This window comes from Pseudomonas sp. KH_046_2 (assembly GCF_057838985.1).
This window is the reverse complement of the sequence record NZ_CM174480.1, coordinates 5,444,198-5,467,121: the sequence shown is the minus strand read 5'-3', so window position 1 is coordinate 5,467,121 and position 22,924 is coordinate 5,444,198. Positions and strand designations below refer to the sequence as shown.

The 22,924-nt window shown below is 59.5% G+C and carries 23 protein-coding genes and 1 pseudogene; 12 read left to right on the top strand and 12 right to left on the bottom strand.

Features of this window, described 5'->3' with window-relative positions; all coding sequences use genetic code 11:
- Window positions 1-3 precede the first annotated feature (3 nt).
- On the bottom strand, window positions 4-444 hold the full coding sequence (aroQ, locus tag AC3IX1_RS24870; protein WP_489386170.1) for a type II 3-dehydroquinate dehydratase: 441 nt from the start codon (window positions 442-444) through the stop codon (window positions 4-6).
- Between the two features lie 140 nt (window positions 445-584).
- The gene (locus AC3IX1_RS24865) at window positions 585-1,496 is read right to left on the bottom strand and encodes a LysR family transcriptional regulator (RefSeq protein WP_489386169.1); all 912 of its coding nucleotides are present in this window, start codon (window positions 1,494-1,496) and stop codon (window positions 585-587) included.
- A 226-nt stretch (window positions 1,497-1,722) separates the two neighbouring features.
- Here AC3IX1_RS24865 and AC3IX1_RS24860 point away from each other — a divergent pair.
- Both AC3IX1_RS24860 and AC3IX1_RS24855 read left to right on the top strand, forming a co-directional pair.
- Window positions 1,723-1,821, top strand: a pseudogene (locus AC3IX1_RS24860) (DUF4160 domain-containing protein); the annotation flags it as partial.
- An 8-nt stretch (window positions 1,822-1,829) separates the two neighbouring features.
- Window positions 1,830-2,276, top strand: a complete 447-nt coding sequence (locus AC3IX1_RS24855; RefSeq protein ID WP_489386168.1) for a DUF2442 domain-containing protein — start codon at window positions 1,830-1,832, stop codon at window positions 2,274-2,276.
- Between the two features lie 54 nt (window positions 2,277-2,330).
- Here the strand turns inward: AC3IX1_RS24855 and trmA are convergent, their stop codons facing one another.
- Window positions 2,331-3,410: a tRNA (uridine(54)-C5)-methyltransferase TrmA gene (gene trmA, locus AC3IX1_RS24850; protein ID WP_489386167.1), complete on the bottom strand. Its 1,080-nt coding sequence runs from the start codon at window positions 3,408-3,410 to the stop codon at window positions 2,331-2,333.
- Window positions 3,407-4,702 carry an NCS2 family permease gene (locus AC3IX1_RS24845; RefSeq protein WP_008050771.1) on the bottom strand — a complete coding sequence of 432 codons (1,296 nt, stop codon included), beginning with the start codon at window positions 4,700-4,702 and terminating at the stop codon, window positions 3,407-3,409. The genes trmA and AC3IX1_RS24845 overlap by 4 nt, the downstream gene beginning before the upstream one ends.
- Before the next feature lie 222 nt (window positions 4,703-4,924).
- On the opposite strand from AC3IX1_RS24845, the gene AC3IX1_RS24840 reads away from it, so the two are divergent.
- Window positions 4,925-5,371 carry a DUF4879 domain-containing protein gene (locus tag AC3IX1_RS24840; RefSeq protein ID WP_489386166.1) on the top strand — a complete coding sequence of 149 codons (447 nt, stop codon included), beginning with the start codon at window positions 4,925-4,927 and terminating at the stop codon, window positions 5,369-5,371.
- Window positions 5,372-5,439: 68 nt separating this feature from the next.
- Window positions 5,440-5,991 (top strand): DJ-1 family glyoxalase III, encoded by a 552-nt coding sequence (locus AC3IX1_RS24835; protein WP_008050775.1) that lies wholly within the window; start codon window positions 5,440-5,442, stop codon window positions 5,989-5,991.
- Window positions 5,992-5,997: 6 nt separating this feature from the next.
- Here the strand turns inward: AC3IX1_RS24835 and AC3IX1_RS24830 are convergent, their stop codons facing one another.
- Window positions 5,998-7,248 (bottom strand): MFS transporter, encoded by a 1,251-nt coding sequence (locus AC3IX1_RS24830; protein WP_489386165.1) that lies wholly within the window; start codon window positions 7,246-7,248, stop codon window positions 5,998-6,000.
- Window positions 7,249-7,640: 392 nt separating this feature from the next.
- Here AC3IX1_RS24830 and AC3IX1_RS24825 point away from each other — a divergent pair, with 392 nt between their 5' ends.
- The 3 genes from AC3IX1_RS24825 to AC3IX1_RS24815 are packed head-to-tail and all read left to right on the top strand — an operon-like array spanning window position 7,641 to window position 10,283.
- Window positions 7,641-9,077, top strand: coding sequence for a cytochrome ubiquinol oxidase subunit I (locus AC3IX1_RS24825; protein ID WP_489386164.1), 1,437 nt, complete (start codon window positions 7,641-7,643; stop codon window positions 9,075-9,077).
- A 3-nt stretch (window positions 9,078-9,080) separates the two neighbouring features.
- Window positions 9,081-10,088, top strand: a complete 1,008-nt coding sequence (gene cydB, locus AC3IX1_RS24820; RefSeq protein ID WP_056728750.1) for a cytochrome d ubiquinol oxidase subunit II — start codon at window positions 9,081-9,083, stop codon at window positions 10,086-10,088.
- Between the two features lie 27 nt (window positions 10,089-10,115).
- Window positions 10,116-10,283, top strand: coding sequence for a DUF2474 domain-containing protein (locus AC3IX1_RS24815; RefSeq protein ID WP_489386163.1), 168 nt, complete (start codon window positions 10,116-10,118; stop codon window positions 10,281-10,283).
- Between the two features lie 63 nt (window positions 10,284-10,346).
- Here the strand turns inward: AC3IX1_RS24815 and AC3IX1_RS24810 are convergent, their stop codons facing one another.
- Window positions 10,347-11,471, bottom strand: coding sequence for a methyltransferase (locus AC3IX1_RS24810; RefSeq protein ID WP_489386162.1), 1,125 nt, complete (start codon window positions 11,469-11,471; stop codon window positions 10,347-10,349).
- A gap of 175 nt (window positions 11,472-11,646) precedes the next feature.
- Window positions 11,647-12,360, bottom strand: a complete 714-nt coding sequence (locus AC3IX1_RS24805; protein WP_489386161.1) for a helix-turn-helix transcriptional regulator — start codon at window positions 12,358-12,360, stop codon at window positions 11,647-11,649.
- Window positions 12,361-12,661: 301 nt separating this feature from the next.
- Between AC3IX1_RS24805 and AC3IX1_RS24800 the strand changes: the two genes are divergently transcribed.
- Window positions 12,662-13,438: a ferredoxin--NADP reductase gene (locus tag AC3IX1_RS24800; protein ID WP_489386160.1), complete on the top strand. Its 777-nt coding sequence runs from the start codon at window positions 12,662-12,664 to the stop codon at window positions 13,436-13,438.
- Window positions 13,439-13,481: 43 nt separating this feature from the next.
- Here the strand turns inward: AC3IX1_RS24800 and mscL are convergent, their stop codons facing one another.
- Window positions 13,482-13,895, bottom strand: a complete 414-nt coding sequence (gene mscL, locus AC3IX1_RS24795) for a large-conductance mechanosensitive channel protein MscL (RefSeq protein ID WP_489386159.1) — start codon at window positions 13,893-13,895, stop codon at window positions 13,482-13,484.
- 606 nt (window positions 13,896-14,501) lie between these two features.
- Between mscL and radA the strand changes: the two genes are divergently transcribed.
- The gene (gene radA / locus AC3IX1_RS24790) at window positions 14,502-15,869 is read left to right on the top strand and encodes a DNA repair protein RadA (protein ID WP_008004292.1); all 1,368 of its coding nucleotides are present in this window, start codon (window positions 14,502-14,504) and stop codon (window positions 15,867-15,869) included.
- 128 nt (window positions 15,870-15,997) lie between these two features.
- On the opposite strand, the gene AC3IX1_RS24785 is transcribed toward radA, so the two are convergent.
- Window positions 15,998-16,366 carry a PilZ domain-containing protein gene (locus AC3IX1_RS24785; protein WP_489386158.1) on the bottom strand — a complete coding sequence of 123 codons (369 nt, stop codon included), beginning with the start codon at window positions 16,364-16,366 and terminating at the stop codon, window positions 15,998-16,000.
- A 160-nt stretch (window positions 16,367-16,526) separates the two neighbouring features.
- Between AC3IX1_RS24785 and AC3IX1_RS24780 the strand changes: the two genes are divergently transcribed.
- The 3 genes from AC3IX1_RS24780 (at window position 16,527) to yjiA (ending at window position 19,944) form a co-directional block, all read left to right on the top strand.
- On the top strand, window positions 16,527-18,593 hold the full coding sequence (locus AC3IX1_RS24780; RefSeq protein WP_090451508.1) for a carbon starvation CstA family protein: 2,067 nt from the start codon (window positions 16,527-16,529) through the stop codon (window positions 18,591-18,593).
- 15 nt (window positions 18,594-18,608) lie between these two features.
- Window positions 18,609-18,806 (top strand): YbdD/YjiX family protein, encoded by a 198-nt coding sequence (locus AC3IX1_RS24775; protein ID WP_007895266.1) that lies wholly within the window; start codon window positions 18,609-18,611, stop codon window positions 18,804-18,806.
- 163 nt (window positions 18,807-18,969) lie between these two features.
- On the top strand, window positions 18,970-19,944 hold the full coding sequence (gene yjiA / locus AC3IX1_RS24770; RefSeq protein WP_489386157.1) for a GTPase: 975 nt from the start codon (window positions 18,970-18,972) through the stop codon (window positions 19,942-19,944).
- Window positions 19,945-20,037: 93 nt separating this feature from the next.
- Here yjiA and AC3IX1_RS24765 read toward each other — a convergent pair whose 3' ends face one another.
- From AC3IX1_RS24765 to AC3IX1_RS24755, 3 genes are read right to left on the bottom strand one after another with little or no spacing between them, the layout of a single operon-like run.
- Entirely contained in the window at window positions 20,038-20,721 is a 684-nt protein-coding gene (locus AC3IX1_RS24765) for a GntR family transcriptional regulator (protein ID WP_489386156.1), read from the bottom strand.
- 25 nt (window positions 20,722-20,746) lie between these two features.
- Window positions 20,747-21,451 (bottom strand): FadR/GntR family transcriptional regulator, encoded by a 705-nt coding sequence (locus tag AC3IX1_RS24760; RefSeq protein WP_489386155.1) that lies wholly within the window; start codon window positions 21,449-21,451, stop codon window positions 20,747-20,749.
- Window positions 21,452-21,500: 49 nt separating this feature from the next.
- Window positions 21,501-22,814 (bottom strand): C4-dicarboxylate transporter DctA, encoded by a 1,314-nt coding sequence (locus AC3IX1_RS24755; protein WP_489386154.1) that lies wholly within the window; start codon window positions 22,812-22,814, stop codon window positions 21,501-21,503.
- Between the last annotated feature and the right edge of the window lie 110 nt (window positions 22,815-22,924).

Genomic DNA, 22,924 nt, shown 5'->3' with positions numbered 1-22,924 from the left:
CGATCACCCTTTCAAACGATGACTGAAGTGTTCCAGCGCCAGGCGATAGCCGTGACTGCCAAAACCGGCCATCACCGCCGTTGCAATGGCGGATACGAACGAGTGGTGGCGGAAGGGCTCCCGGGCGTGAACATTGGACAGGTGGACTTCGATCACCGGCAGTTCGCTGGCGACCAGGGCGTCGCGGATCGCAACGGAGGTGTGGGTCCACGCGGCAGGGTTGATGATGATCCCGGCGCAGCGGCCGCGGGCGGCGTGAATCCAGTCGAGCAATTCGCCTTCATGGTTGGTCTGGCGAAACTCCACTGCCAGGCCGAACTCTTCGGCGCTACGTGCGCACAAGGCCGAAATGTCTGCCAGGGTTTCGTGGCCGTAAGTCGCCGGTTCACGGGTGCCGAGCAGGTTCAGGTTCGGGCCGTTGAGCACCAGAACGATAGGGGACATCGGAATCTCTCCACTTATTATTTTTGGAATCGGCTGAGGGTTTCAGCCTGTGGAGATAAATTGTACTAACTAGTTAATTTGGTCAATTGAAGTGACGACGCACTGGCTGTTTGTGGGCGGTGATCGGACACTTCCGCAGGTCAGCGCGGCAGGTGCTCCACAAGGAAATCGATAAACGCCCTCAATCGCAGCGGCACATGACGACTTTGCGGGTACAGCAAGGTAAACGGCCGCGAGCGTCCGCCATAGGGCTTGAGCACTTCCACCAGCGAGCCGTCGGCCAGTTCCTTTTCCACGATAAAACGATAGGTCTGAAACAACCCCGCCCCGTGTTTGGCCAAGGTGACACCGCCCAGCACATCGTCGGAACAGCTGAGGCTGCCCTCGGCCAGAATTTCCCGGGGCGCGCCTTCATCGTTGAACAACCAGGCAATGCGCCGGCCGCTGCTGGGCAGTTCGTACTGAATGCACTCATGGTTTTCGAGATCGTCGAGGGTTTGCGGAGTGCCGGCGCGTTTCAGGTAATCAGGGCTGGCGATCAGCACCAGGGCGGCATCTTCCAACGGCCGGGCGATCAGGCCTGAATCCGGGATGGCTCGCACGCGAATCGCCATGTCGTAGCCTTCGCCGACGAAATCGATGTTGCGATTACTGATGTGCGACTCGACCTTCACCGCCGGATAGCGCGCCCGAAATTCGGGCAACAAAGGCAGGATTCGATGATGCGCGTAGGTGGTCGGAATACTGATGCGCAAGGTACCGGACGGCACTTGCTGCTGGCCCATCACCTCGCGCTGAGCCTCGATCAGTTGCGCCAGGGCCAGGCGGCACTCCTCGTAATAGCGGCGACCGCTGTCGGTCAGCTTCACACTGCGGGTGGTGCGCGCAAACAGGCGCACGCCCAGGCGTTCTTCCATGCGCGACACCGAACGGCTCACGGCAGCGGGGGTGACACCCGCCACCAGCGCCGCGGCAGTAAAACTGCCGGCCTCGGCGGCCAGGCAAAACAGCTCGATGCTGCCCAACTGAAGATCGTCGAATTGTCGCTGCATGATTGATTACACCGGGGATCAGATGAAGTAACTGGATCAGTATTTATCAGGTGCCAGCGCCGTAATGAAAGGATTTCTTACCATTGCGCGCGGTGTTCCGCAGGGCCGGGTAACGCCAGGACGCTAGTCTGAGGACGGAAGAAATGATTCGACGGCCAATGCCAGCGGTCGGATTCTCCAGGGAATGTCGAATCCTCGGATTCATTAACCTAACGGATGGGTTGGCATGAAGATATGCAATCACAAGGGACTGTCGGTAGTGATCATGTTGCGAGACGAGCATTGTCCGCCTCATGCGCATGTGGAGGCGGGTACGTGGAGTGCGATCGAGTTATGAAAACGATAAAAGCCAAGGTTCAGGCCGATAATCCCGTAACGGAAAGCAGCCTGGACAAAGCCATTGAACGTGGCGAATTACGTAGAAAAAATAGCCTGCAAGCGACGGCAGTTACCTACCTCGCCCCTTGTCTGGCCGTCAGCTTCGAAGATGGCAGCGGCGTATTGTTGCCCGTAGCCAACTATCCGGAGTTCGATGATTTTGAGGGCGGGGACTTCGCCAGTCTGACTGTCGGCTACGCGGGTACTGCTCTGTGCCATGAAGGCAAGGACCTGCATGTATCTATCGCCGGGATGATTTCTGCGAGCAAGCCGCTGATGGCCATGGCGGCCTCGGTCGTCGCTTCGCGCAATGGTCGCCAGAGCAGCGCCGCAAAGTCTGAAGCCGCGCGGGCCAACGGCAGGAAAGGTGGGCGCCCGCGCAAGGTCGATATTGTCTTGTAAGCGCCAAAGAAAAAGCCGTCGTGAAGACGGCTTTTTTGTGCCTTGCAGGCGTCATCAACGCCGGGTCAGCATCACCCCGGATTCCATGTGATGGGTCCACGGGAACTGGTCGAACATCGCGCATCGGGTGATGCGGTGGGTGTCGTGCAGTTGGGCGATGTTGGCTGCCAGGGTCTCCGGGTTGCAGGAGATGTACAGGATGTTGTCGAAGCGCCGGGTCAGTTCGCAGGTGTCCGGGTCCATGCCGGCGCGGGGCGGGTCGACGAACACGCTGCCGAACTCGTAGCTCTTGAGGTCGATGCCGTGCAGGCGGCGGAACGGACGCACTTCGTTCAGGGCTTCGGTCAGTTCTTCGGCGGACAAACGCACCAGGGTGACGTTATCCACAGCGTTTTCGCTGAGATTGCTCAAGGCCGCGTTGACCGAAGTCTTGCTGATTTCGGTGGCCAGCACTTTGCGCACGCGGGTGGCAAGCGGCAGGGTGAAATTGCCGTTGCCGCAATACAGCTCCAGCAAATCGTCGCTGCGATCGCCGAGCGCGTCATATGCCCAGTTGAGCATCTTCTGGTTCACCGTGCCGTTGGGCTGGGTGAACGCGCCTTCGGGCTGGCGGTAGCTGAAGGTGCGGCCGCCGACTTCCAGCTTCTCGACCACGTAATCGTGACCGATGACTTCGCGCTTGCCCTTGGAGCGACCGATGATGCTGACGTTCAGCTCGGCTGCGAGTTTTGAGGCCGCCGCATGCCAGTGCTCGTCCAGCGGGCGGTGATAGCACAGGGTGATCATCGCGTCGCCGGCCAGAGTGGTCAGGAACTCCACCTGGAACAGCTTGTGGCTCAGGGCCGCGCTGGCTTGCCACGCTGCCTTGAGCTGCGGCATCAACTGGTTGATGCGCAGGCTGGCAATCGGGAACTCTTCGATCAGGATCGGCATGCGTTTGTCTTCCTGGGAAAACATCGCGTAGTGACGCTCGCCGGCCTCGCGCCACAGGCGGAACTCGGCGCGCAGGCGGAAGTTTTTCAGCGGCGAATCGAAAACGGCTGGCTCCGGTGCATCGAACGGGGCCAGCAGATCACGCAAGCGCGTGACCTTTTCTTCGAGCTGAACGGCATAGGCCTGGGAATCAAAAGTCATGCGTTGAACCAACCCAGCTTGATCACGAACAGAATCGACAGGATTACCAGCGCCGGGTTCAGCTCACGGCCACGACCGGACATCAGCTTGATGGCGGTCCAGGAAATGAAACCGAAGGCGATGCCATTGGCGATGGAGTAAGTGAATGGCATCGCCAGTGCGGTGATCACCACCGGCGCGGCGACGGTAATGTCGTCCCAGTCTATTTCGGCCAGGCCGGATGTCATCAGCACGGCGACGAACAGCAGTGCCGGCGCGGTGGCGAAGGCCGGAACGCTGGCGGCCAGTGGCGAGAAAAACAGCGCCAGCAGGAACAGGAATGCCACCACGATGGCGGTCAGGCCAGTGCGGCCACCGGCGCTCACGCCGGCGGCGGATTCGATGTAGCTGGTGGTGGTCGAAGTGCCCAGCAGGGAGCCGGCCATGGCCGCGGTGCTGTCAGCGATCAGCGCGCGGCCCATTTTCGGCATGTGACCGTCCTTGCGCATCAGACCGGCGCGCTTGGCCACACCGATCAGGGTGCCGGAGTTATCGAACAGATCGACGAACAGGAAGGCGAAGATCACGCTGACCAGACCGATGTCCAGCGCACCCTTGATGTCCAGTTGCAGGAAGGTCGGGGCCAGGGACGGCGGCATCGACATCACGCCGCCGAACGGGGTGAAGCCCATCACGATGGAAATGATGGTCACCACCAGAATGCCGATCAGCACCGCGCCGCGCACGGCAAGGGCTTCGAGGGCGACGATCAGGGCAAAACCGAGGGTGGCGAGGATCGGGGCCGGTTGTTTCAGGTCACCGAGGCCGACCATGGTCGCCGGGTTGCTGACCACGATACCGGCGTTGTGCAGGGCGATCAGTGCCAGGAACAGGCCGATACCGGCAGCAATCGCCGAGCGCAGCGGCAGCGGGATGCTGTTGATGATCCATTCACGGATGCGGAAGATCGACAGCAGGAAGAAGCACACCGCCGAGATGAACACCGCACCCAGCGCCACTTGCCAGGTGTGGCCCATGTGCAGGACCACGGTGTAGGTGAAGAAGGCGTTCAGGCCCATGCCCGGCGCGAGGGCGATCGGGTAGTTGGCGATCAGGCCCATGGTCGTCGAGCCGATGGCGGCGGCCAGGCAGGTGGCGACGAACACCGCGCCCTTGTCCATGCCGGTCTCGCCGAGGATGCTCGGGTTGACGAACAGAATGTAGGCCATGGCCAAAAAGGTCGTGACGCCCGCCAGAATCTCGGTCCGCACGTTGGTGTTGTGTGCCTTGAGTTGAAACAGCCTTTCCAGCATGTCTGCTCCCCGTGGCGCGCCGGGCGCCGTGAATGTATCGACCTCAACAGCAAAGCACAGGCAGCAGAACGCGCCTGGAAATTACAGTGGGCCGGAAAAAGCCGCGCATCATACCAGTAGCTTGGGAATATGGCTGCTTTGGTGGTGATCGTCGTCGATGTTTTGCGACAAAGCCAAGTGCGCCATACTGCGCGCTGATTTTTTGGGGTGGATGGGTCCTGCATGAAAAAGCGTCTGGTTGCCGCCTTCGGAGTATGGATGGCGCTGTTTCTCGGGGCTCAAATGGCCGTGGCGGCCTCGGCCCCGCCGCTGACGCAATTGAAAGTACTCAAAGTCGCGTCGCCGTCCTGTGGCGTTGAAAACATCGACGAAGGGCAAACCCGGACTCGCTGCGATCACAATGGCCCGAACATCACGGTGTACGTGCTGGAAGTGGGTTATGGACGCGAGGCCCATGTCGCCCTGGACGGTTTCGAAGTAAATGGCACCCGCACACCGGTCTGCGCGTTCAAGAACGGCAACCTGACCAGTTGCACCCCCGGGGAAAAAACCGTCGGCTATTTGTACGCCCTCGATCTGGCTGGCAAGCAGGAAGGCACGCTGACCTTCAGCAATACCTCGATCAACGCGCCCGGCAATACGATGTCGACGCAGCTTTACATCAAGTAACCACAGGTCTCGAACAAGGGGCGGGAAAGCTGACTACGCTTAGAAGATCATTCCGTGGACAGTACCTGATGACCTTTCGAGCCTTGATTGCCCTCGCCGAGGGCACCGATGACCTGCAAACCGTGACCCTGATCGACGTACTGCGCCGCGCCAAAGTGGAAGTGGTGGTGGCCAGTATCGAAGGGCGACGCATGCTCACCTGCGCCCGCGGCACTCGACTGACGTCCGATGCGATGCTGGTGGACTTGCTGGCGCAGCCCTTCGACCTGATAGCCTTGCCGGGTGGTGCAGTGGGTTCACAGCACCTGGCAGCACACCAACCCCTGCAACAATTGATCAAGGATCAGGCGGCAGCCGGTCGCCTGTTCGCCGGCATTGCTGAAGCGCCCGCCGTGGCGCTGCAAGCCTTTGGCGTTTTGCGTCAACGGCGCATGACCTGTCTGCCATCGGCCAGCCATCAACTGTTGGGCTGTAACTTCGTCGATCAACCGGTAGTGGTCGATGGCAACTGCATCACCGCCCAGGGCTCGGCTGGCGCATTGGCATTTGCCCTGGCGCTGGTGGAACAACTCTGCGGAAAAGCCACACGTGCGGCGGTGGCGGGGGAGTTGCTCGTTTAGAGGGTGTCAGACTTTCACTTCTTCCCTCTCTTCATCTTTAGCCACGTGCATGCGATCGCGGCTGGCCAGGGTCGGGAACAGTTTGACCCACCCCCCGGTCACTACCAGTGTGCCGATCCCGCCCATGACCACGGCCGGCACGGTGCCGAACCAGTGGGCAGTCAGACCCGATTCGAATTCGCCCAACTGGTTCGAGGCACCGATGAACAGACCGTTCACGGCGCTGACCCGGCCGCGCATTTCGTCGGGGGTTTCCAGTTGCACGAACGAGGCGCGGATCACCATGCTGATCATGTCCGCCGCGCCCAACACCACCAGCACCGCCAGGGAAAACCAGAACGAGGTCGACAGACCGAAGGCGATGGTTGCCACGCCGAAGATACCCACGGCGGTGAACATCACTCGCCCGACGTTGCGCTCCACGGCAAACCGCGCCAGGAACAGCGACATCAGCAGCGCGCCCACCGCCGGTGCCGAGCGCAGCAGGCCAAGCCCCCACGGGCCGGTCAGCAGAATGTCCTTGGCGAACACCGGCAGCAACGCCGTGGCGCCACCCAATAGCACCGCAAACAGATCAAGGGAGATCGCCCCTAGAATGTCCGGACGACTGCGGATGAAGCGAATGCCCGCCAGCAGCGAATCCAGAGTGGCCTTGCCCTTGTTCAGCGGGTTTTGCCGGGCCGGCAGGTTGAGCATCAGCGAACAGGCGATGACATACAGCAGCACCGTCGGGCCATACACCCAGACGCTGCCGAAGGCGTAGAGCAAACCGCCGAGGGCCGGGGCGACGATGGTGGCTGATTGCTGAGCCGATTGCGCGGCGGCCACCGCACGGGGAAACAGCCCGCTGGGCACGATACTGGGCAGCAGGGCCTGGGTGGTCGGCATTTCGAAGGAACGAGCGGCACCGAGCAGGAAGGCCAGGATAAAGATCATTTCCCGGGTGACATGATCGGTCGCGCTGCCGATGGCCAACGACAGGGCGATCAATGCCTGCAAAGACTGGCAGATCGCCGCGACCTTGCGCCGGTCATAGCGGTCGGCGACGTGCCCGGTGTGCAGCATGAACAGCACGCGCGGGGCGAACTCGACCAGGCCGACCAGACCCAGGTCGAGCACGTTGCCGGTCAGTTGGTACAGGTTCCAGCCGATGGCCACGGTGAGCATCTGGAAGCCGCTGGCGGTAAATACCCGGGCCAGCCAGAACGCGAGAAAAGGGCGATGGTGACGTAACAGCAAGGGCTCTTGGCTGGGCATCTGCGGGGAAATCTGGGGAGAGGGGAACGGCGAGATTATCACCAACCTGTAACAGAAAGTTGCCGTGACAAAAAATTTAGTTAGCCAGACATCGATTTTCTCCAGGTTCCCACAGGGAATGTGTTGCCGGCGATGACAAAAGCCGTGAGGCAACTTGTCACGCGGCAAAAGACCACGCGGTTCATCCCCGAAATTGGGACTACTCTTTCAACGTTGATTGATCCAGGTCAAAACCCACAAAAGGAATTGATCCGGCGGCCGCAAGGCCAGACTCCCTGCGTTGTGATGCGTGCAAAAAAAGAACAAACAGAGATTCGCCACACTCCATACCCGTGGGGGCCGTGGGTGCAGGCTTCCAGCCCGCAGCCGTACTACCTGACAGAGGAAGACTTATGTTCGGTTTAGAGGCACTTGATCTCGCCCGAATTCAGTTCGCGTTCACCATCTCGTTCCACATCCTGTTTCCGGCCATCACCATCGGCCTGGCGAGTTACCTGGCGGTACTCGAAGGCCTGTGGCTGAAAACCCATAACGACACCTACCGTGACCTCTACCATTTCTGGTCGAAGATCTTTGCCGTCAACTTCGGCATGGGAGTGGTTTCCGGCCTGGTAATGGCCTATCAGTTCGGCACCAACTGGAGCCGCTTCTCGGACTTCGCCGGTTCCGTGACCGGGCCGTTGCTGACCTATGAAGTGCTCACGGCATTCTTCCTCGAAGCCGGGTTCCTGGGCGTCATGCTGTTTGGCTGGAACAAGGTCGGGCGTGGCCTGCACTTCTTCGCCACCGTGATGGTGGCCATCGGTACATTGATCTCCACGTTCTGGATTCTCGCGTCCAATAGCTGGATGCAGACCCCGCAGGGCTTCGAGATCGTCAACGGTCAGGTCATACCCACCGACTGGCTGGCGGTCATCTTCAACCCTTCGTTCCCGTATCGCCTGATGCACATGGCCACGGCAGCCTTCGTCGCCACGGCCTTCTTCGTCGGCTCTTCTGCGGCCTGGCATTTGCTGCGCGGCAAGGACAACCCGGCGATCCGAAAAATGCTCTCGATGGCCATGTGGATGGCATTGATCGTTGCGCCGATCCAGGCCGTCATCGGTGATTTCCACGGTCTCAATACGCTCAAGCATCAGCCGGCGAAAATCGCCGCGATCGAGGGCCACTGGGAAAACAAGGGCGACGAGGCGACCCCGCTGATCTTGTTCGGCTGGCCGGACATGAAAGAAGAGAAAACCAAATTCGCCGTCGAAATTCCGTACCTGGGCAGCCTGATCCTCACGCACTCGCTGGACAAACAGGTGCCGGCGCTCAAGGAATTCCCGCCTGAAGACCGGCCGAATTCGACCATTGTGTTCTGGTCGTTCCGGATCATGGTGGGCCTGGGCTTCCTGATGATCTTCACTGGATTGTGGAGCTTGTGGCTGCGCAAGCGTGACACCCTCTACACCTCGCGGCCGTTCCTGTACCTGGCGTTGTGGATGGGGCCGTCAGGCCTGATCGCGATCCTCGCCGGCTGGTTCACCACGGAAATCGGCCGTCAGCCGTGGGTGGTCTACGGCCTGATGCGCACGGCGGATGCGTCGTCCAATCACAGCTTCATGCAGATGAGCATCACCCTGATCCTGTTTGTCGTGGTTTATTTCGCGCTGTTTGGCGCTGGTCTTGGCTACATGATGCGCCTGGTGCGCAAGGGTCCGAAGACCGACGAAGGCAAGGAAACCAACGACGGTGGCCCCGGCCAGAAACGCACACCGGCCCGGCCGTTTTCCGCCGCCGACGACGATCACGCCGATGCCGGCCACAGCCTGACCAAGGAGATTTGAATCATGGGTATTGATCTTCCGCTGATCTGGGCCGTGATCATCATCTTCGGCATCATGATGTACGTGGTCATGGACGGTTTCGACCTGGGCATCGGCATTCTCTTCCCGTTCATTCCGGGCAAGACCGATCGCGATGTGATGATGAACACCGTCGCCCCGGTCTGGGACGGCAACGAGACCTGGCTGGTGTTGGGGGGCGCGGCGTTGTTCGGCGCGTTTCCGCTGGCCTATTCGGTGGTGCTCTCGGCGTTGTACCTGCCGCTGATCCTGATGTTGATCGGGTTGATCTTCCGCGGCGTGGCCTTCGAGTTCCGCTTCAAGGCCAGGGACGACAAGCGCCATCTGTGGGACAAGGCGTTCATCGGTGGCTCGGTCACTGCGACGTTCTTCCAGGGCGTCGCGCTCGGCGCGTTCATCGATGGGCTGCCGGTGGTCAACCGGCAGTTCGCCGGTGGTTCACTGGACTGGCTGACACCGTTCACGATGTTTTGTGGTGCGGCGTTGGTGGTGGCCTATGCGCTGCTCGGTTGCACCTGGCTGATCATGAAGACCGAAGGCAAATTGCAGGAACAGATGCATGACCTGGCACGGCCATTGGCCTTTGTGCTGCTGGCGGTGATTGGCATCGTCAGCATCTGGACCCCGTTGGCCCACACGGATATCGCCGCTCGCTGGTTCACCATGCCGAATCTGTTCTGGTTCATGCCGGTGCCGATCCTGGTGCTGGTGACGATGTACGGCCTGATCCGTGCCGTGGCCCGCAACGCGCATTACACGCCGTTCTTGCTGACCCTGGTGCTGATCTTCCTCGGTTACAGCGGATTGGGGATCAGCCTGTGGCCGAACATCATCCCGCCGTCGATCTCGATCTGGGACGCCGCCGCGCCGCCGCAAAGCCAGGGCTTCATGCTGGTGGGCACGCTGTTCATCATCCCGTTCATCCTGGGCTACACCTTCTGGAGTTACTACGTGTTCCGCGGCAAGGTCACCCATGAAGACGGCTATCACTAGCCTGCTGCTTTCTTGGAGAATTTATTCATGCCTGGCAAACACACCCTGCACGACATTGAAGAAGCCGAAAAAAAGCCGCTGTGGCAGCGGCTCGGCTGGTTGGCCCTGATCTGGGGCGGCAGCGTGGGCGCCTTGTTCATCGTCGCCAGCCTGATGCGCCTGTTCATGAGCGCGGCCGGCCTGACCACGCACTGACATCTCTCCCGTGGCCTCAGGGCACGGATTTACGACCCTCCGACCGGAGGGTTTTTTTGCCTGTTACTTGCGCGCCTTGAGGATGACGAATTTCGGATTGGCTGCCACTTGCTCGACGCCACGGAACAACCGCGCCAGCTTGCTGTGGTAGCCCAGGTGACGATTGCCGACGATGTACAGCGCGCCGCCCACGACCAGCGCTTCGCGGGCCTGCTGGAACATCCGCCAGGCCAGGAAGTCGCCCACCACCTGTTGCTGGTGAAACGGTGGATTGCACAGCACGACGTCGAGCGATTGCGGTTCCTGGCCGGCCAGGCCATCACCAGCGCGCACGATCACTTCCCGTTCACCCAAGGCTGCGCGCCAGTTCTCGGACGCCGATTGCACGGCCATGAACGATTCGTCCACCAGCGTGTAGTGAGCCTCGGGGTTTTGCAGGGCGCTGGCGATGGCCAGGACGCCGTTGCCGCAACCGAGATCGGCGACCCGTGCTGCGCCGAGATTTTTCGGCAGGTGTGGCAAAAACGCCCGGGTACCGATGTCCAGGCCTTCGCGGCAAAACACATTGGCGTGGTTGAGCAGTTCGATAGCCGGTTCGTCGAGTCTGTATCGCGTTGGGTAAGGCGATACAGCTGGAGTTTTATCTTGCGCCGTAGCAATCAATAGCCGCGCCTTCTTCACCGCCAATGAGGCTTGCACGGGGCCGATGTAACGCTCCAGCAAGTCGCCCGCCGCCCGGGGCAGATGCTTGATCATGGCCGTGGCGACCACTTGGGCGCCGGGTGCCAGTTGGCCTTGCAGGCGGATCAGTTGTTCTTCCAGCAGGGCCAGGGTTTTCGGTACACGGATCAGCACGCAGTCGAACGGCCCGGCAAAGGTTTCGCTGGCGGGTACGCTCGGCACCGCATCAAACGCCAGGTCGTTGCGCACCAGGTTCTTTTCCAGGCCCTGGAAGGCCAGGAACGAATCACCGCTGCTGACCACCTGCACCTTACCCGCCAGGCTGGCCGCCAACGCGCCGAAACTGTCGTTGAGTACCAGTACCCGCGTGTCGGCCGTGGGTTGCTGTTCGGCCAGATAATTGAGCAGGTATTCATCGGCCGCATCGAAAGCTTGCAGCGGTTCGTTCTGCTGTTCGGGCTGGCGGATCAGGTCGAGGCTGGCGAAGGGTGTTTCGAGCAAAGGCATGAGGCGGGGCTCTGGGTAATCAACGGGTGTCCCGCTGCCCGAAGGCGGTGGAGCGGGCGGAGTCATCCGAGTGTACTGCGTCGTGAAGGTCTACACGCCATCACTCAGGAGGGACCGCAAATGGTACGTTTTTTTCGATTGGATTACCCGCAGGTTTTCCCGGCATCGTGTGCTTTCAGATGGCTCCGGAGCGGGTGGCGGCGATGACTGCCGCAATCTTGTTGTTGACGCCGAGCTTCTCGATAGCCCTGTGCACATGAAAGTTGACCGTGCGTTCACTCAAATTGAGGATCCTGGCAATTTCATAAGCCGTCTTGCCATCGGCCGACAGTTTCAATACTTCGAGTTCCCGCCGTGACAAAGGAGGAGCTTGAGCGCGAGCCGGTTTTTTCGGTTGCATCCCGAGTGCCAGAGCCTGCAAATGGCGACTGATGAACACTGAGAATCCCAGGTTTTCGTACAGCTCATAGGCTGAAATCGGGCAGTGGCTTCTAGCCAGGCTGAGAATGCTGCACAGACCGCTTTCCTCATCGTGGATCGCGTGGGACCAGCCATGCTGCAAACCTTGTTGCTGCAGCAGCTGCCATAGCCATGGCGTCCTGGAAAAAAGCTCTTTACTCCAGAGAACAGGCAACATCGAATGATTGCAGTGCGCTACTACCGGATCTATTTGCGTGGCGTTGTTTTTTTCATATTGAACATTCCACTCATGGGGAAAATTGTTCAGGTTCACTGTACTGGCGTCCACCCCGACTGAGTTAGAAGTAATTGAAAAGCCACAAAATTTATATCCAAGGTTTCTAGCGAAGTTGAGCGATATTTGATAGGCGGTATTGATTTCTTGCGTGTGTGACAATTGTTTAAGCTGAGACTCTTTCCAGATCTCCATACCGGATCTCCCTTGATGTGTCTTGGGGGGTGCATTGGTGGATCCAAAATCCTGCACGTCGCGATTGTAGGGCAGTTCCTACCGCGGTGTTGCAACAATTTTGCTCTTTTGACTGTTAAAAAGTGCTCGTCAGGTTCTTAAGCAATATGCGAATTATCAAATGCCATATGTCATTTTATAGTTGTTGGAAACTCTCATATTGAGCAATCAATAACTTGCACACTTAATGCCACTACAAAATGTCGGTGGTTACGCTGCTTTCTTTGCGGGACACTGGGATACGTTTTGATTGGAGCCTTCCATGTCCGTCAGTGAAGAAAAATTTACGCGTCAGACCTTGCTCGAGGTTCATCCGCTGACCCCGAACCTGTTTACCCTGTGCGCCACACGGGATGCAGGGTTTCGTTTTCGAGCGGGGCAGTTCGCCCGGTTGGGCGTCACCAAGGCTGACGGCAGTACGGTATGGCGCGCCTACTCCATGGTGTCCTCGCCCTTTGACGAATTCCTCGAGTTCTTTTCCATTGTCGTACCGGGTGGTGAGTTCACCAGTGAACTGAGCCGCCTGGGCGTTGACGATATATTACTGGTCGACCGCCAGGCCTTCGGCTACCTGACACTGGACCGTTTTGTCGATGGCCGCGATCTCTGGTTATTATCCACAGGCACGGGCATCGCGCCGTTCCTGTCGATACTCCAGGATTTCGAAGTCTGGGAGAGATTCGAGCGGATCATCCTGGTCTACAGCGTTCGCGAAGCCCGGGAACTGGCTTATCAGGAGCTGATCGCGGGGCTAGCGCAACTTGAGTATCTGGCGGAGTACGCACACAAACTGCAGTTCATCACCACGGTCACTCGTGAACAGCATTCCGGTTCATTGAACGGGCGGATCACCACGCTGATAGAAAACGGCGAGCTGGAGCGCGCCGCGGGTGTTGCGCTGACGCCTGAGCATTCACGGGTCATGCTGTGCGGCAATCCGCAGATGATCGATGACACGCGCAAGCTGCTTAAACAGCGGGACATGCACTTGAGTCTCAGCCGGCGGCCCGGCCAGGTGGCGGTGGAAAACTTCTGGTAAGAAAAACGGCGCCTCGAAGGCGCCGTCTTTTTCTCTGCTGCCGTCAAGGCTGGTTGTTCTGGGCCTTGAGCAAGTCGCGGATCTCGCCCAGCAACTCTTCTTCCTTGGTTGGAACCGGCGGCAGGCTGGGGGCCACGGCTTCTTCGCGCTTCAGGCGGTTGATGGCCTTGACGCCCATGAAGATCGCGAAGGCGACAATGACAAAGTCGATGATGGTCTGGATGAATTTGCCATAAGCCAGCACCACCGCCGGAGTCGCGCCGTCCGCTGCCTTGAGGGTTACCACCAGATCACTGAAGTCCACGCCACCGATCAGCATCCCGATTGGCGGCATGACCAGGTCACCGACAAACGAGGTAACGATCTTGCCGAAGGCCGCACCGATGATGATGCCGACGGCCATGTCGACCACGTTGCCTTTGACCGCGAAGGCCTTGAACTCATTTAGCACGCCCATAGGTTATTTCCTTGTTACAGATGAGGTTGATGAACGCAGTGTAAATCAGCAAATCGCATTCTGCTCGAATCAACTGCCTGCCGTGCTTGCCAGCAATCGACAGCGGGTGGTGTTGAAAAATTCACCGATGGATCCCGCCTGTGGGCAGCCAGGCCTTGCGCGGTGTTTTGCATGCGATGTTTTTTCAGCGATATGGCTTCGTTTGTGTGAGTGAACCAGGGTTGAGGGACCACCCCTGAATCAGGATATTAAAGTTGATCGGGTAGTTGTAGTGATATGAACTGTTTCGTTAATTCTTGGGTGTCTAACAAGTAGCCTGTTTCCCTGAATTAATGGCTGTGCTCTGTGTGAGTGTTTCGGAGTTGTGCATAAAGTATATGAATGAACAAAATTTGTATAAGTTTTCAGGACGTTCAGTCAGGCATGTCCTTAGAGTATGCTGGTCATGTTGAGCGAAAAACTTATACAAGGTTTTGTTTGTCGGGTGTATATCAATAAGCATGATTTTTATGGGGGTATTTGAAATCATCAAAAGGGTTGCGAAGTATCCGGCCGCACTCACGCGCTTCAGCTGAGCTATCATCGCGTTTTTTGCCGGGAGTTCCGATGGCCAAGGCCAAGCGCATGTACGGCTGCACCGAGTGCGGCTCAACCTTTCCCAAATGGGCCGGCCAGTGCGGTGAATGCGGGGCCTGGAACACGCTCACCGAAACCATGGTGGAAAGCGGCGGGGCAGCCGCCCCCAGCGGTCGTACCGGGTGGGCCGGCCAGCAGGCGCAGATCAAGACCCTGGCCGAAGTCAGTGTCGAAGAGATTCCGCGCTTCTCCACCGCTTCCAGCGAGCTCGACCGGGTTCTGGGTGGCGGTCTGGTGGATGGCTCGGTGGTGCTGATCGGTGGCGACCCCGGCATCGGCAAGTCGACCATTCTGTTGCAAACCTTGTGCAACCTCGCCAAGAGCATGCCGGCGCTGTACGTCACCGGTGAAGAATCTCAACAGCAAGTGGCCATGCGTGCGCGGCGCCTGGGGTTGCCTCAGGATCAACTGCGGGTCATGACTGAAACCTGCATCGAAGCCATCATCGCCACGGCCCGTCAGGAAAAGCCCAAGGTGATGGTGATCGACTCGATCCAGACGATCTTTACCGAGCAGCTGCAATCGGCACCGGGCGGTGTATCCCAGGTGCGTGAAAGCGCGGCGTTGCTGGTGCGTTATGCCAAACAGAGCGGTACGGCGATTTTCCTGGTGGGCCACGTCACCAAGGAAGGCGCGCTGGCTGGCCCTCGAGTGCTGGAACACATGGTCGACACCGTGCTGTATTTCGAAGGTGAGTCCGACGGGCGTCTGCGTCTGCTGCGGGCGGTGAAGAACCGTTTCGGTGCAGTCAATGAGCTGGGTGTGTTCGGCATGACCGACAAGGGCTTGAAAGAAGTCTCCAACCCCTCGGCGATTTTTCTGACCCGTGCCCAGGAGGAAGTTCCGGGTAGCGTGGTGATGGCAACCTGGGAAGGCACGCGGCCGATGCTGGTGGAGGTACAAGCGCTGGTGGACGACAGTCACCTGGCCAACCCCCGTCGGGTAACCCTGGGGCTGGATCAAAACCGGCTGGCGATGTTGCTGGCGGTGCTGCACCGTCACGGAGGCATTCCGACCCACGATCAGGACGTGTTTCTCAACGTGGTCGGCGGGGTCAAGGTGCTGGAAACGGCGTCCGACCTGGCGTTGATGGCGGCGGTGATGTCCAGTCTACGCAACCGGCCGTTGCCCCACGATCTGCTGGTGTTCGGTGAGGTCGGGCTTTCCGGTGAGGTGCGTCCGGTGCCAAGCGGTCAGGAGCGTTTGAAAGAAGCTGCCAAGCACGGCTTCAAGCGCGCCATCGTGCCCAAGGGCAATGCGCCGAAAGAGGCGCCGGCCGGGTTGCAGATTATTGCTGTCACGCGTCTGGAGCAGGCGCTTGATGCGTTGTTCGAATAGTTTCTGGTTAATACACAACCCTGTGGGAGCGAGCCTGCTCGCGAAAGCGGTGTATCAGTCAACATATCCGTTGAAGCTGACGACCCCTTCGCGAGCAGGCTCGCTCCCACATTGGTAGCCGGCGGCTTCTAGATTTCGATCAGCGCACCCAACTCTCGCTCCAGCTCCTGCGGATCAGCGAGGTTGAGCTCGATCAATCGCCGCAGGCGCTCAATGGACTCCAGGCTGATGTGCAGGCAGACAAAGCCGAGTTGGCCATGGTCGTCGTGGGCCAGTTGCACATCCATGGTGATGTCGGCCTCTTCGCTCAGATGAATGTCGACCAGAAAATCCTGCTGTGGATTGCCCCGCCACGGATCGGGTCGTTCGATCAGCAAGCCCTTGAGCGACAGGTCGATCAACTTCACCGGCCACGTGGACTCCCCCTGGCTCAGCTCGGTTCGGGCATCGAACGCAATACGTTTGAAGCGGCGACGTTCGGCAGGGTGCTCGCTCATGGCGCGATCCTCGGATATGTACGCTGACTATAGACCCGCATGATCAACGGCTGCCAGCGCGTGCAGGTGTCCAGACCAAGGTCGGGGTATGGTCTTTGTCGTCAGGAGCGCTAAACTCGGTGAGGCTGTCTTTCTTGTCCACTCTGGCTGGAATAATAAAATGAAAAATAATAATAGCCCGCTACGCCATTTGCCTTGGCTGGTGCTGGCAATCGTAGGTGCGTGCGCCCTGGGTGTCGTGGCATTGCGCCGAGGCGAGGCAATCAACGCCTTGTGGATTGTGGTCGCTGCCGTGGCCATCTATCTGGTCGCCTACCGCTACTACAGTCTGTTCATCGCTAACAATGTCATGCAACTCGATGCGCGCCGGGCCACTCCCGCTGTGCTCAACAATGACGGTCTGGACTACGTTCCAACCAACAAGCACATTCTTTTTGGTCACCACTTCGCGGCCATTGCCGGCGCGGGTCCTCTGGTCGGGCCGGTATTGGCGGCGCAGATGGGCTACCTGCCCGGCACGCTGTGGCTGATCGCCGGCGTGGTGCTGGCCGGTGCCGTTCAGGACTTCATGGTCCTGTTCATGTCCACCCGCCGCAACGGTCGCTCCCTGGGTGACATGGTCCGTGAAGAAATGGGCCGCATCCCCGGCACCATCGCGCTGTTCGGCTGCTTCCTGATCATGATCATCATCCTCGCGGTGCTGGCGCTGATCGTGGTCAAAGCCTTGGCCGAGAGCCCGTGGGGGATTTTCACGGTGATGGCGACCATCCCGATCGCGATGTTCATGGGCATCTACATGCGCTACATCCGCCCGGGCCGCATTGGCGAGATCTCGGTAATCGGCGTGCTGTTGCTGCTGGGTTCGATCTGGCTCGGCGGGCAGATTGCCGCGGATCCGGTGTGGGCCAAGGCGTTCAGCTTTACCGGTATCCAGATCACCTGGATGCTGATTGGCTACGGTTTTGTCGCAGCAGTGTTGCCGGTGTGGCTGATCCTGGCGCCCCGTGACTATCTGTCGACCTTCCTGAAAATCGGCACCATCGTCGCCCTGGCCATCGGCATCCTGGTGACCATGCCCGAGCTGAAAATGCCGGCCCTGACCCAGTTCGTCGACGGCACCGGCCCGGTATGGAAGGGCGGTCTGTTCCCGTTCCTGTTCATCACCATCGCCTGTGGCGCGGTATCGGGTTTCCACGCGCTGATTTCCTCCGGGACCACGCCGAAGCTGCTGGATAACGAAACCAACGCCCGCTACATCGGTTACGGCGGCATGCTGATGGAATCGTTCGTGGCGATCATGGCCATGGTTGCCGCTTCGGTGATCGAGCCTGGTGTGTACTTCGCCATGAACAGCCCGGCCGCTGTAGTCGGCGGTGATGTGGTGGCCGTTGCGACAGCCGTCAGCAACTGGGGCTTTGCGATTACTCCGGAAGCCCTGCAGGCCGTAGCCCACGACATTGGTGAAACCACCATCCTGGCCCGTGCCGGTGGTGCGCCGACCCTGGCGGTCGGTATCGCGCAGATCCTGCACAGTGTTCTGCCGGGCGAGAACACCATGGCGTTCTGGTACCACTTCGCGATCCTGTTCGAAGCGCTATTCATCCTGACCGCGGTCGACGCTGGCACCCGTGCCGGGCGTTTCATGCTCCAGGATTTGCTCGGCTCCTTCGTTCCGGCGCTGAAACGTACCGAATCCTGGACCGCCAACCTGATTGCCACCGCCGGTTGTGTGGCGATGTGGGGCTGGTTGCTGTACCAGGGCGTGATCGATCCGTTGGGTGGTATCAACACCCTGTGGCCGCTGTTCGGTATCTCCAACCAGATGCTGGCGGGTATCGCGCTGATGCTCGGCACCGTGGTGCTGATCAAGATGAAGCGTCAGCGATATGTCTGGGTCACCATGTTGCCGGCCGTGTGGTTGCTGATTTGCACCACCACCGCGGGCTTCATCAAGCTGTTCGACGCCAACCCGGCGATCGGCTTCCTGGCCCTGGCGAAGAAATACAGCGATGCCCTGGCCAACGGCCAGATCCTCGCCCCGGCCAAGGACATCACCCAGATGCAACACGTGATCTTCAACGCCTACACCAACGCAACGCTGACCGCACTGTTCCTGTTTGTGGTGTTCAGCATCCTGTTCTATGCGCTCAAGGTCGGCATTGCCGCCTGGGGTAAAAAAGAGCGTACGGATAAAGAGTCGCCATTCCAGGCGCTGCCGGATGCGTAATCAGAGGATTGCAGCATGTTCAATGACTTGAGTCGCCTCGGTAAATACCTCGGTCAGGCCGCGCGCCTGATGGTCGGCATGCCCGACTACGACAACTACGTCGAGCATATGCAGACCAAGCACCCGGACAAACCGGTGATGAGCTATGAGATGTTCTTTCGGGAGCGTCAGGAAGCCCGTTACGGTGGCAAGGGTGGGCCGAAGTGCTGTTGATCCGACAGCCCGGTTGAGGCAATCCCCCTGTGGGAGCGGGCTTGCCCGCGAAAGCGGTGTGTCATTCAACATTCATGTCGACTGACACGCCACCTTCGCGGGCAAGCCCGCTCCCACGTTTGTTTTGTGTGCTTTTTTGATTTTGTGCAACAGGAGATCCAGCGTGTCCTCTCCCATTCCCGTAACAATCCTCAGCGGCTTCCTCGGCGCCGGCAAGACCACCCTGTTGCGTCACCTGCTCAAGGTCGAGCACGGTCTGAAAATTGCCGTGATCGAGAACGAATTCAGCGATGCCGGTATCGATACCCAGCTGTTGGGCGATGAGCCGGTACAAGTGATGACACTGTCCAACGGCTGCGTCTGCTGCACCATCCACACGGACCTGACCAAAGCGCTTTATCTGTTGCTCGAGCGTCTGGACCAGGGCGATATCGCCTTCGACCGCCTGGTGATCGAATGCACCGGCCTGGCCGATCCGGCACCGGTGGCACAAACCTTTTTCATCGACGAAGAGTTGCGTGAGCGCTATATCCTCGACGGCATCATCACGCTGGTCGACGCGGCACATGCCGACCTGCACCTGACCCAGACCATTGCCCAGGCGCAGATCGGATTCGCCGACCGCTTGCTGGTGAGCAAGCGCGACCTGGTGGACGAACCGACCTTCACCGCGTTGAGCGAGCGCCTGACCCGCATCAACCGGCGTGCGCCGATCCGCGTGGTCGACCACGGCAAGATCGACCTGGCCGAGTTGCTCGATGTACGCGGCTTCAACCTCAATGCCGATCTCGGTGGTGGCGTGAGTTTGCGCCCGGTCAGCCAGGCTGCTCCGTCCATCGACCGCATTTCCAGCCTGGTGCTGCGCACTGAAAAGCCGCTGGATATCGACAAGCTCAGCGAGTTCATGAACGAACTCCTGGAGGAGCATGGCAAGCAGTTGCTGCGCTACAAGGGCGTGTTGAGCATCGTCGGCGAACCGCGGCGCATGGTGTTTCAGGGTGTGCTGAAGCTTTATGGTTTCGACTGGGATACCGAGTGGGCGGAAGACGATGTGCGTGAAAGCGTGATCGTGTTCATTGCCGATGACTTGCCGGAAGAAAAGATTCGCGAGGGGTTTGCGCGGGTGGCGGCGGATTAAAGTCAGAAATTGCAGCGAGCCTTGAGTCGCCATCGCGAGCAGGCTCGCTGAAGTGCAGTCCCCTGTGGGAGCGAGCCTGCTCGCGAAAGCGATCTAACCTGCGGCACAATTTTGGCCCAGTGCCGATGCAGGGCTCAGCAACAAATCTTCCAGATAATCCAGATGTCGGTTGAGCGCGACTTGTGCCGTCGCGGCATCTCCTCGCTCCAGCGCATCCAGAATCTCCATGTGCTCCACGCAATAATCCTTCTGCAGCAGATCAAACTGCGCAATCGCCAACGAAGTCAGTGGTACCAGGCTCTCAAGAAAATGCGCTAGCGGTGCATTCCCCGCCATTTGTGCCAACTGCAGATGAAACTCTCCCGATAAACGAATCGCCCGGCCACGCTCGGCGCATTGACGCTCGTTATCGACCAGTGTCCGCAGGTGCTTCAAGCCTTGCGCGCAGGGTCGCTGGCACGCCAGCCGCACCAGCATGATCTCGGCCAGGCGCCGGGCATGCAGTGTCTGTCGGGTCTGCTCGACATCAAGCTCGGCGACGCGGGGACGATGGTTGACGCGAAGGATGATGACCTGCTGATGGGACAGTCGCGTCAGCACATCACGCATGTCGCTGCGCCTTGCACCGAACATCTGCGCCAGGCTTTCTTCGGTAAAGCGACTGGCCGAATGGAGGCGCTGTTCGAAAATGGCATCCAGGACCCGCGAATACAGATCATCCACCGAAGGGCGGACGGGCAGGGTGGCGAGCGTTTGTGGCGAGGCGAAGCTGTTCATGGCCAATCTCCAGTTCGAAGAGGTTTCAACTGCCGAAGTTGTCTTCCGGGATGTTCAGTTCGATGCCCAGGCGCTGGCCCTCGCGCAAAATGTGCCGGCGCATCTCGGCGCTGGCCTGGGCGCTGTTCTTGCTGCGGATCGCCCGCACGACGGCTTCGTTTTCTTCAAGGCGTTCAGCCAGATGCTCCGGGGAGTTGCGCAACACTTCGGCGCTTTGCTTGAGGGCATTGCTGGTTTGCTGGACCACGCTCTGGAAGATCGGGTTCGACGTCAGCGTGAACAGCTCTTCGTGGAATGCGATGTAGGCGCTTACGCCGGCTTCACTGTCCTTGGCCTCCAGGGCTTCGCGCATATCCATAAGAGTCAGGCGCAGTTGCCCGACTTCCTTGCTGCTGATGGACTGGGCCACGAGGCCGACGATGAACGGTTCGAGGGTGTAGCGCAGTTGCAGCACGTCTTCCAGGCTCGCTGCGGCCACCGCGCTGTCGTGGGGCTGGCTATCGCTGAGACTGGCCTCAAGTACCACCACGCCTTTGCCCGGCATCGAACGCACCAGGCCAAGGGTTTCCAGGACGATGACCGCCTCACGCAGACTCGGGCGGCTGATGCCCAGCTGTTCGGCCAGTTCACGTTGCCCCGGCAGCATTTCGCCGGAGCGCCACTGACCTCGGGCCAAAGCGGCCCGAAGTTTTTCTACCACTGAGTTGACGACGGTTGATGAGGTAATCACGTGTTCGCTCCATGAGCCGTGCCTGCGGTTCGGCAGGCACGGCGGTCATTCAAAATTCTTTGGCTGCCGCTTGCGCAGCCGGTTTTCTCGGCTGAAAGGTATAGCCCTGCTGGCCGCTGAGCACCTTGTTCGCCCGTTCCACATCGATATCTTTTTCCCAGCGGGCGATGGCTACTGTGGCAACGCAGTTGCCAATCAGGTTGGTCAGCGCCCGGCCGATGCCCATGAACCAGTCCACCGCCAGCACCAGCACCAGACCGACCACCGGAATCGCCGGGATCGCGGTCAGCGTCGCCGCCAGAATCACCAGCGCTGAACCCGGAATGCCGTGGGCACCTTTGGAGGTGATCAACGACACCAACAGTATCGTCAGCAGATCGGTCATCGCCAGCGGCGTGCCGGTGGCATTGGCGATGAAAACGATGGCCAATGTCAGGTAGATCGAAAAGCCATCGAGGTTGAACGAGTAACCGGTCGGAATCACCAGGCCCACCGTGGAGCTACCGATTCCGAGGTGTTCGAGTTTACGCATGATCTGTGGCAGCACGGCGTCGGACGAAGCGGTGCCCATGACGATCAGCAGTTCTTCGCGCAGGTACTTGAGCAACGGCCACATCTTCAGGCCGGAGAGGCGCATCACCAGGCCGAGAATCAGCGTCACGAAAGCCACGCAGGTCAGGTAGAAGAGGCCGACCAGGTTGCCCAGGTGTTGCAGCGAGTCCAGGCCATATTTGCTGGTGGTGAAGGCGATTGCACCGAATACGCCGATCGGCGCCAGGCGCACAATCATGCCCATGATGCGGAAGATCACGTGGCTGAGCTCATTGATCAGCCGCGAAATTCCCGATGCCGCCTCGCCCACCAGATTCAGCGCACTGCCGAACAGCACGGAGAACAACAGGACCTGCAGGATGTTGTTCTCGGCAAACGCACCGATCACCGATGTCGGGATCAGCCCCATCAGGAACTGCGTGGTGGTGTGCATGTGCTGGCCGCGTTCGGCGATGTCGCCCATGTCGGCGGCGGAGAGCTGCTCCAGATGAATGTTCGCGCCGCTGCCGATGCCGGTGCTGAAGGCGAACACCAGACCGATCACCAGGGCGATGGTGGTCAGGATTTCAAAGTAGATCACCGATTTGAGGCCGATACGGCCGACCTTCTTCAGGTCGCCGGCACCGCTGATGCCGCTGACCACCACGCAGAACACGATCAAGCCAATGAGCATTTTGATCAGCTTGATAAAACCGTCACCGAGCGGTTTGAGCTGAGCGGAGTATTCGGGAAGGGTCAGCCCGCAGACGATGCCGAGCACCAGTCCGAGAACCACTTGGAGGAAGATTGAACGCGAGCACCATCTGAGCATGGGAGGAATCCTGGTCGGTGTCCTGGCTGCCGTGTGCGGAGCACATCAGATTCAGGACTTAATTATTGTGGTCTTACCGGTATGTCCAGTGCAGGTGCAGTCTAGGCGCT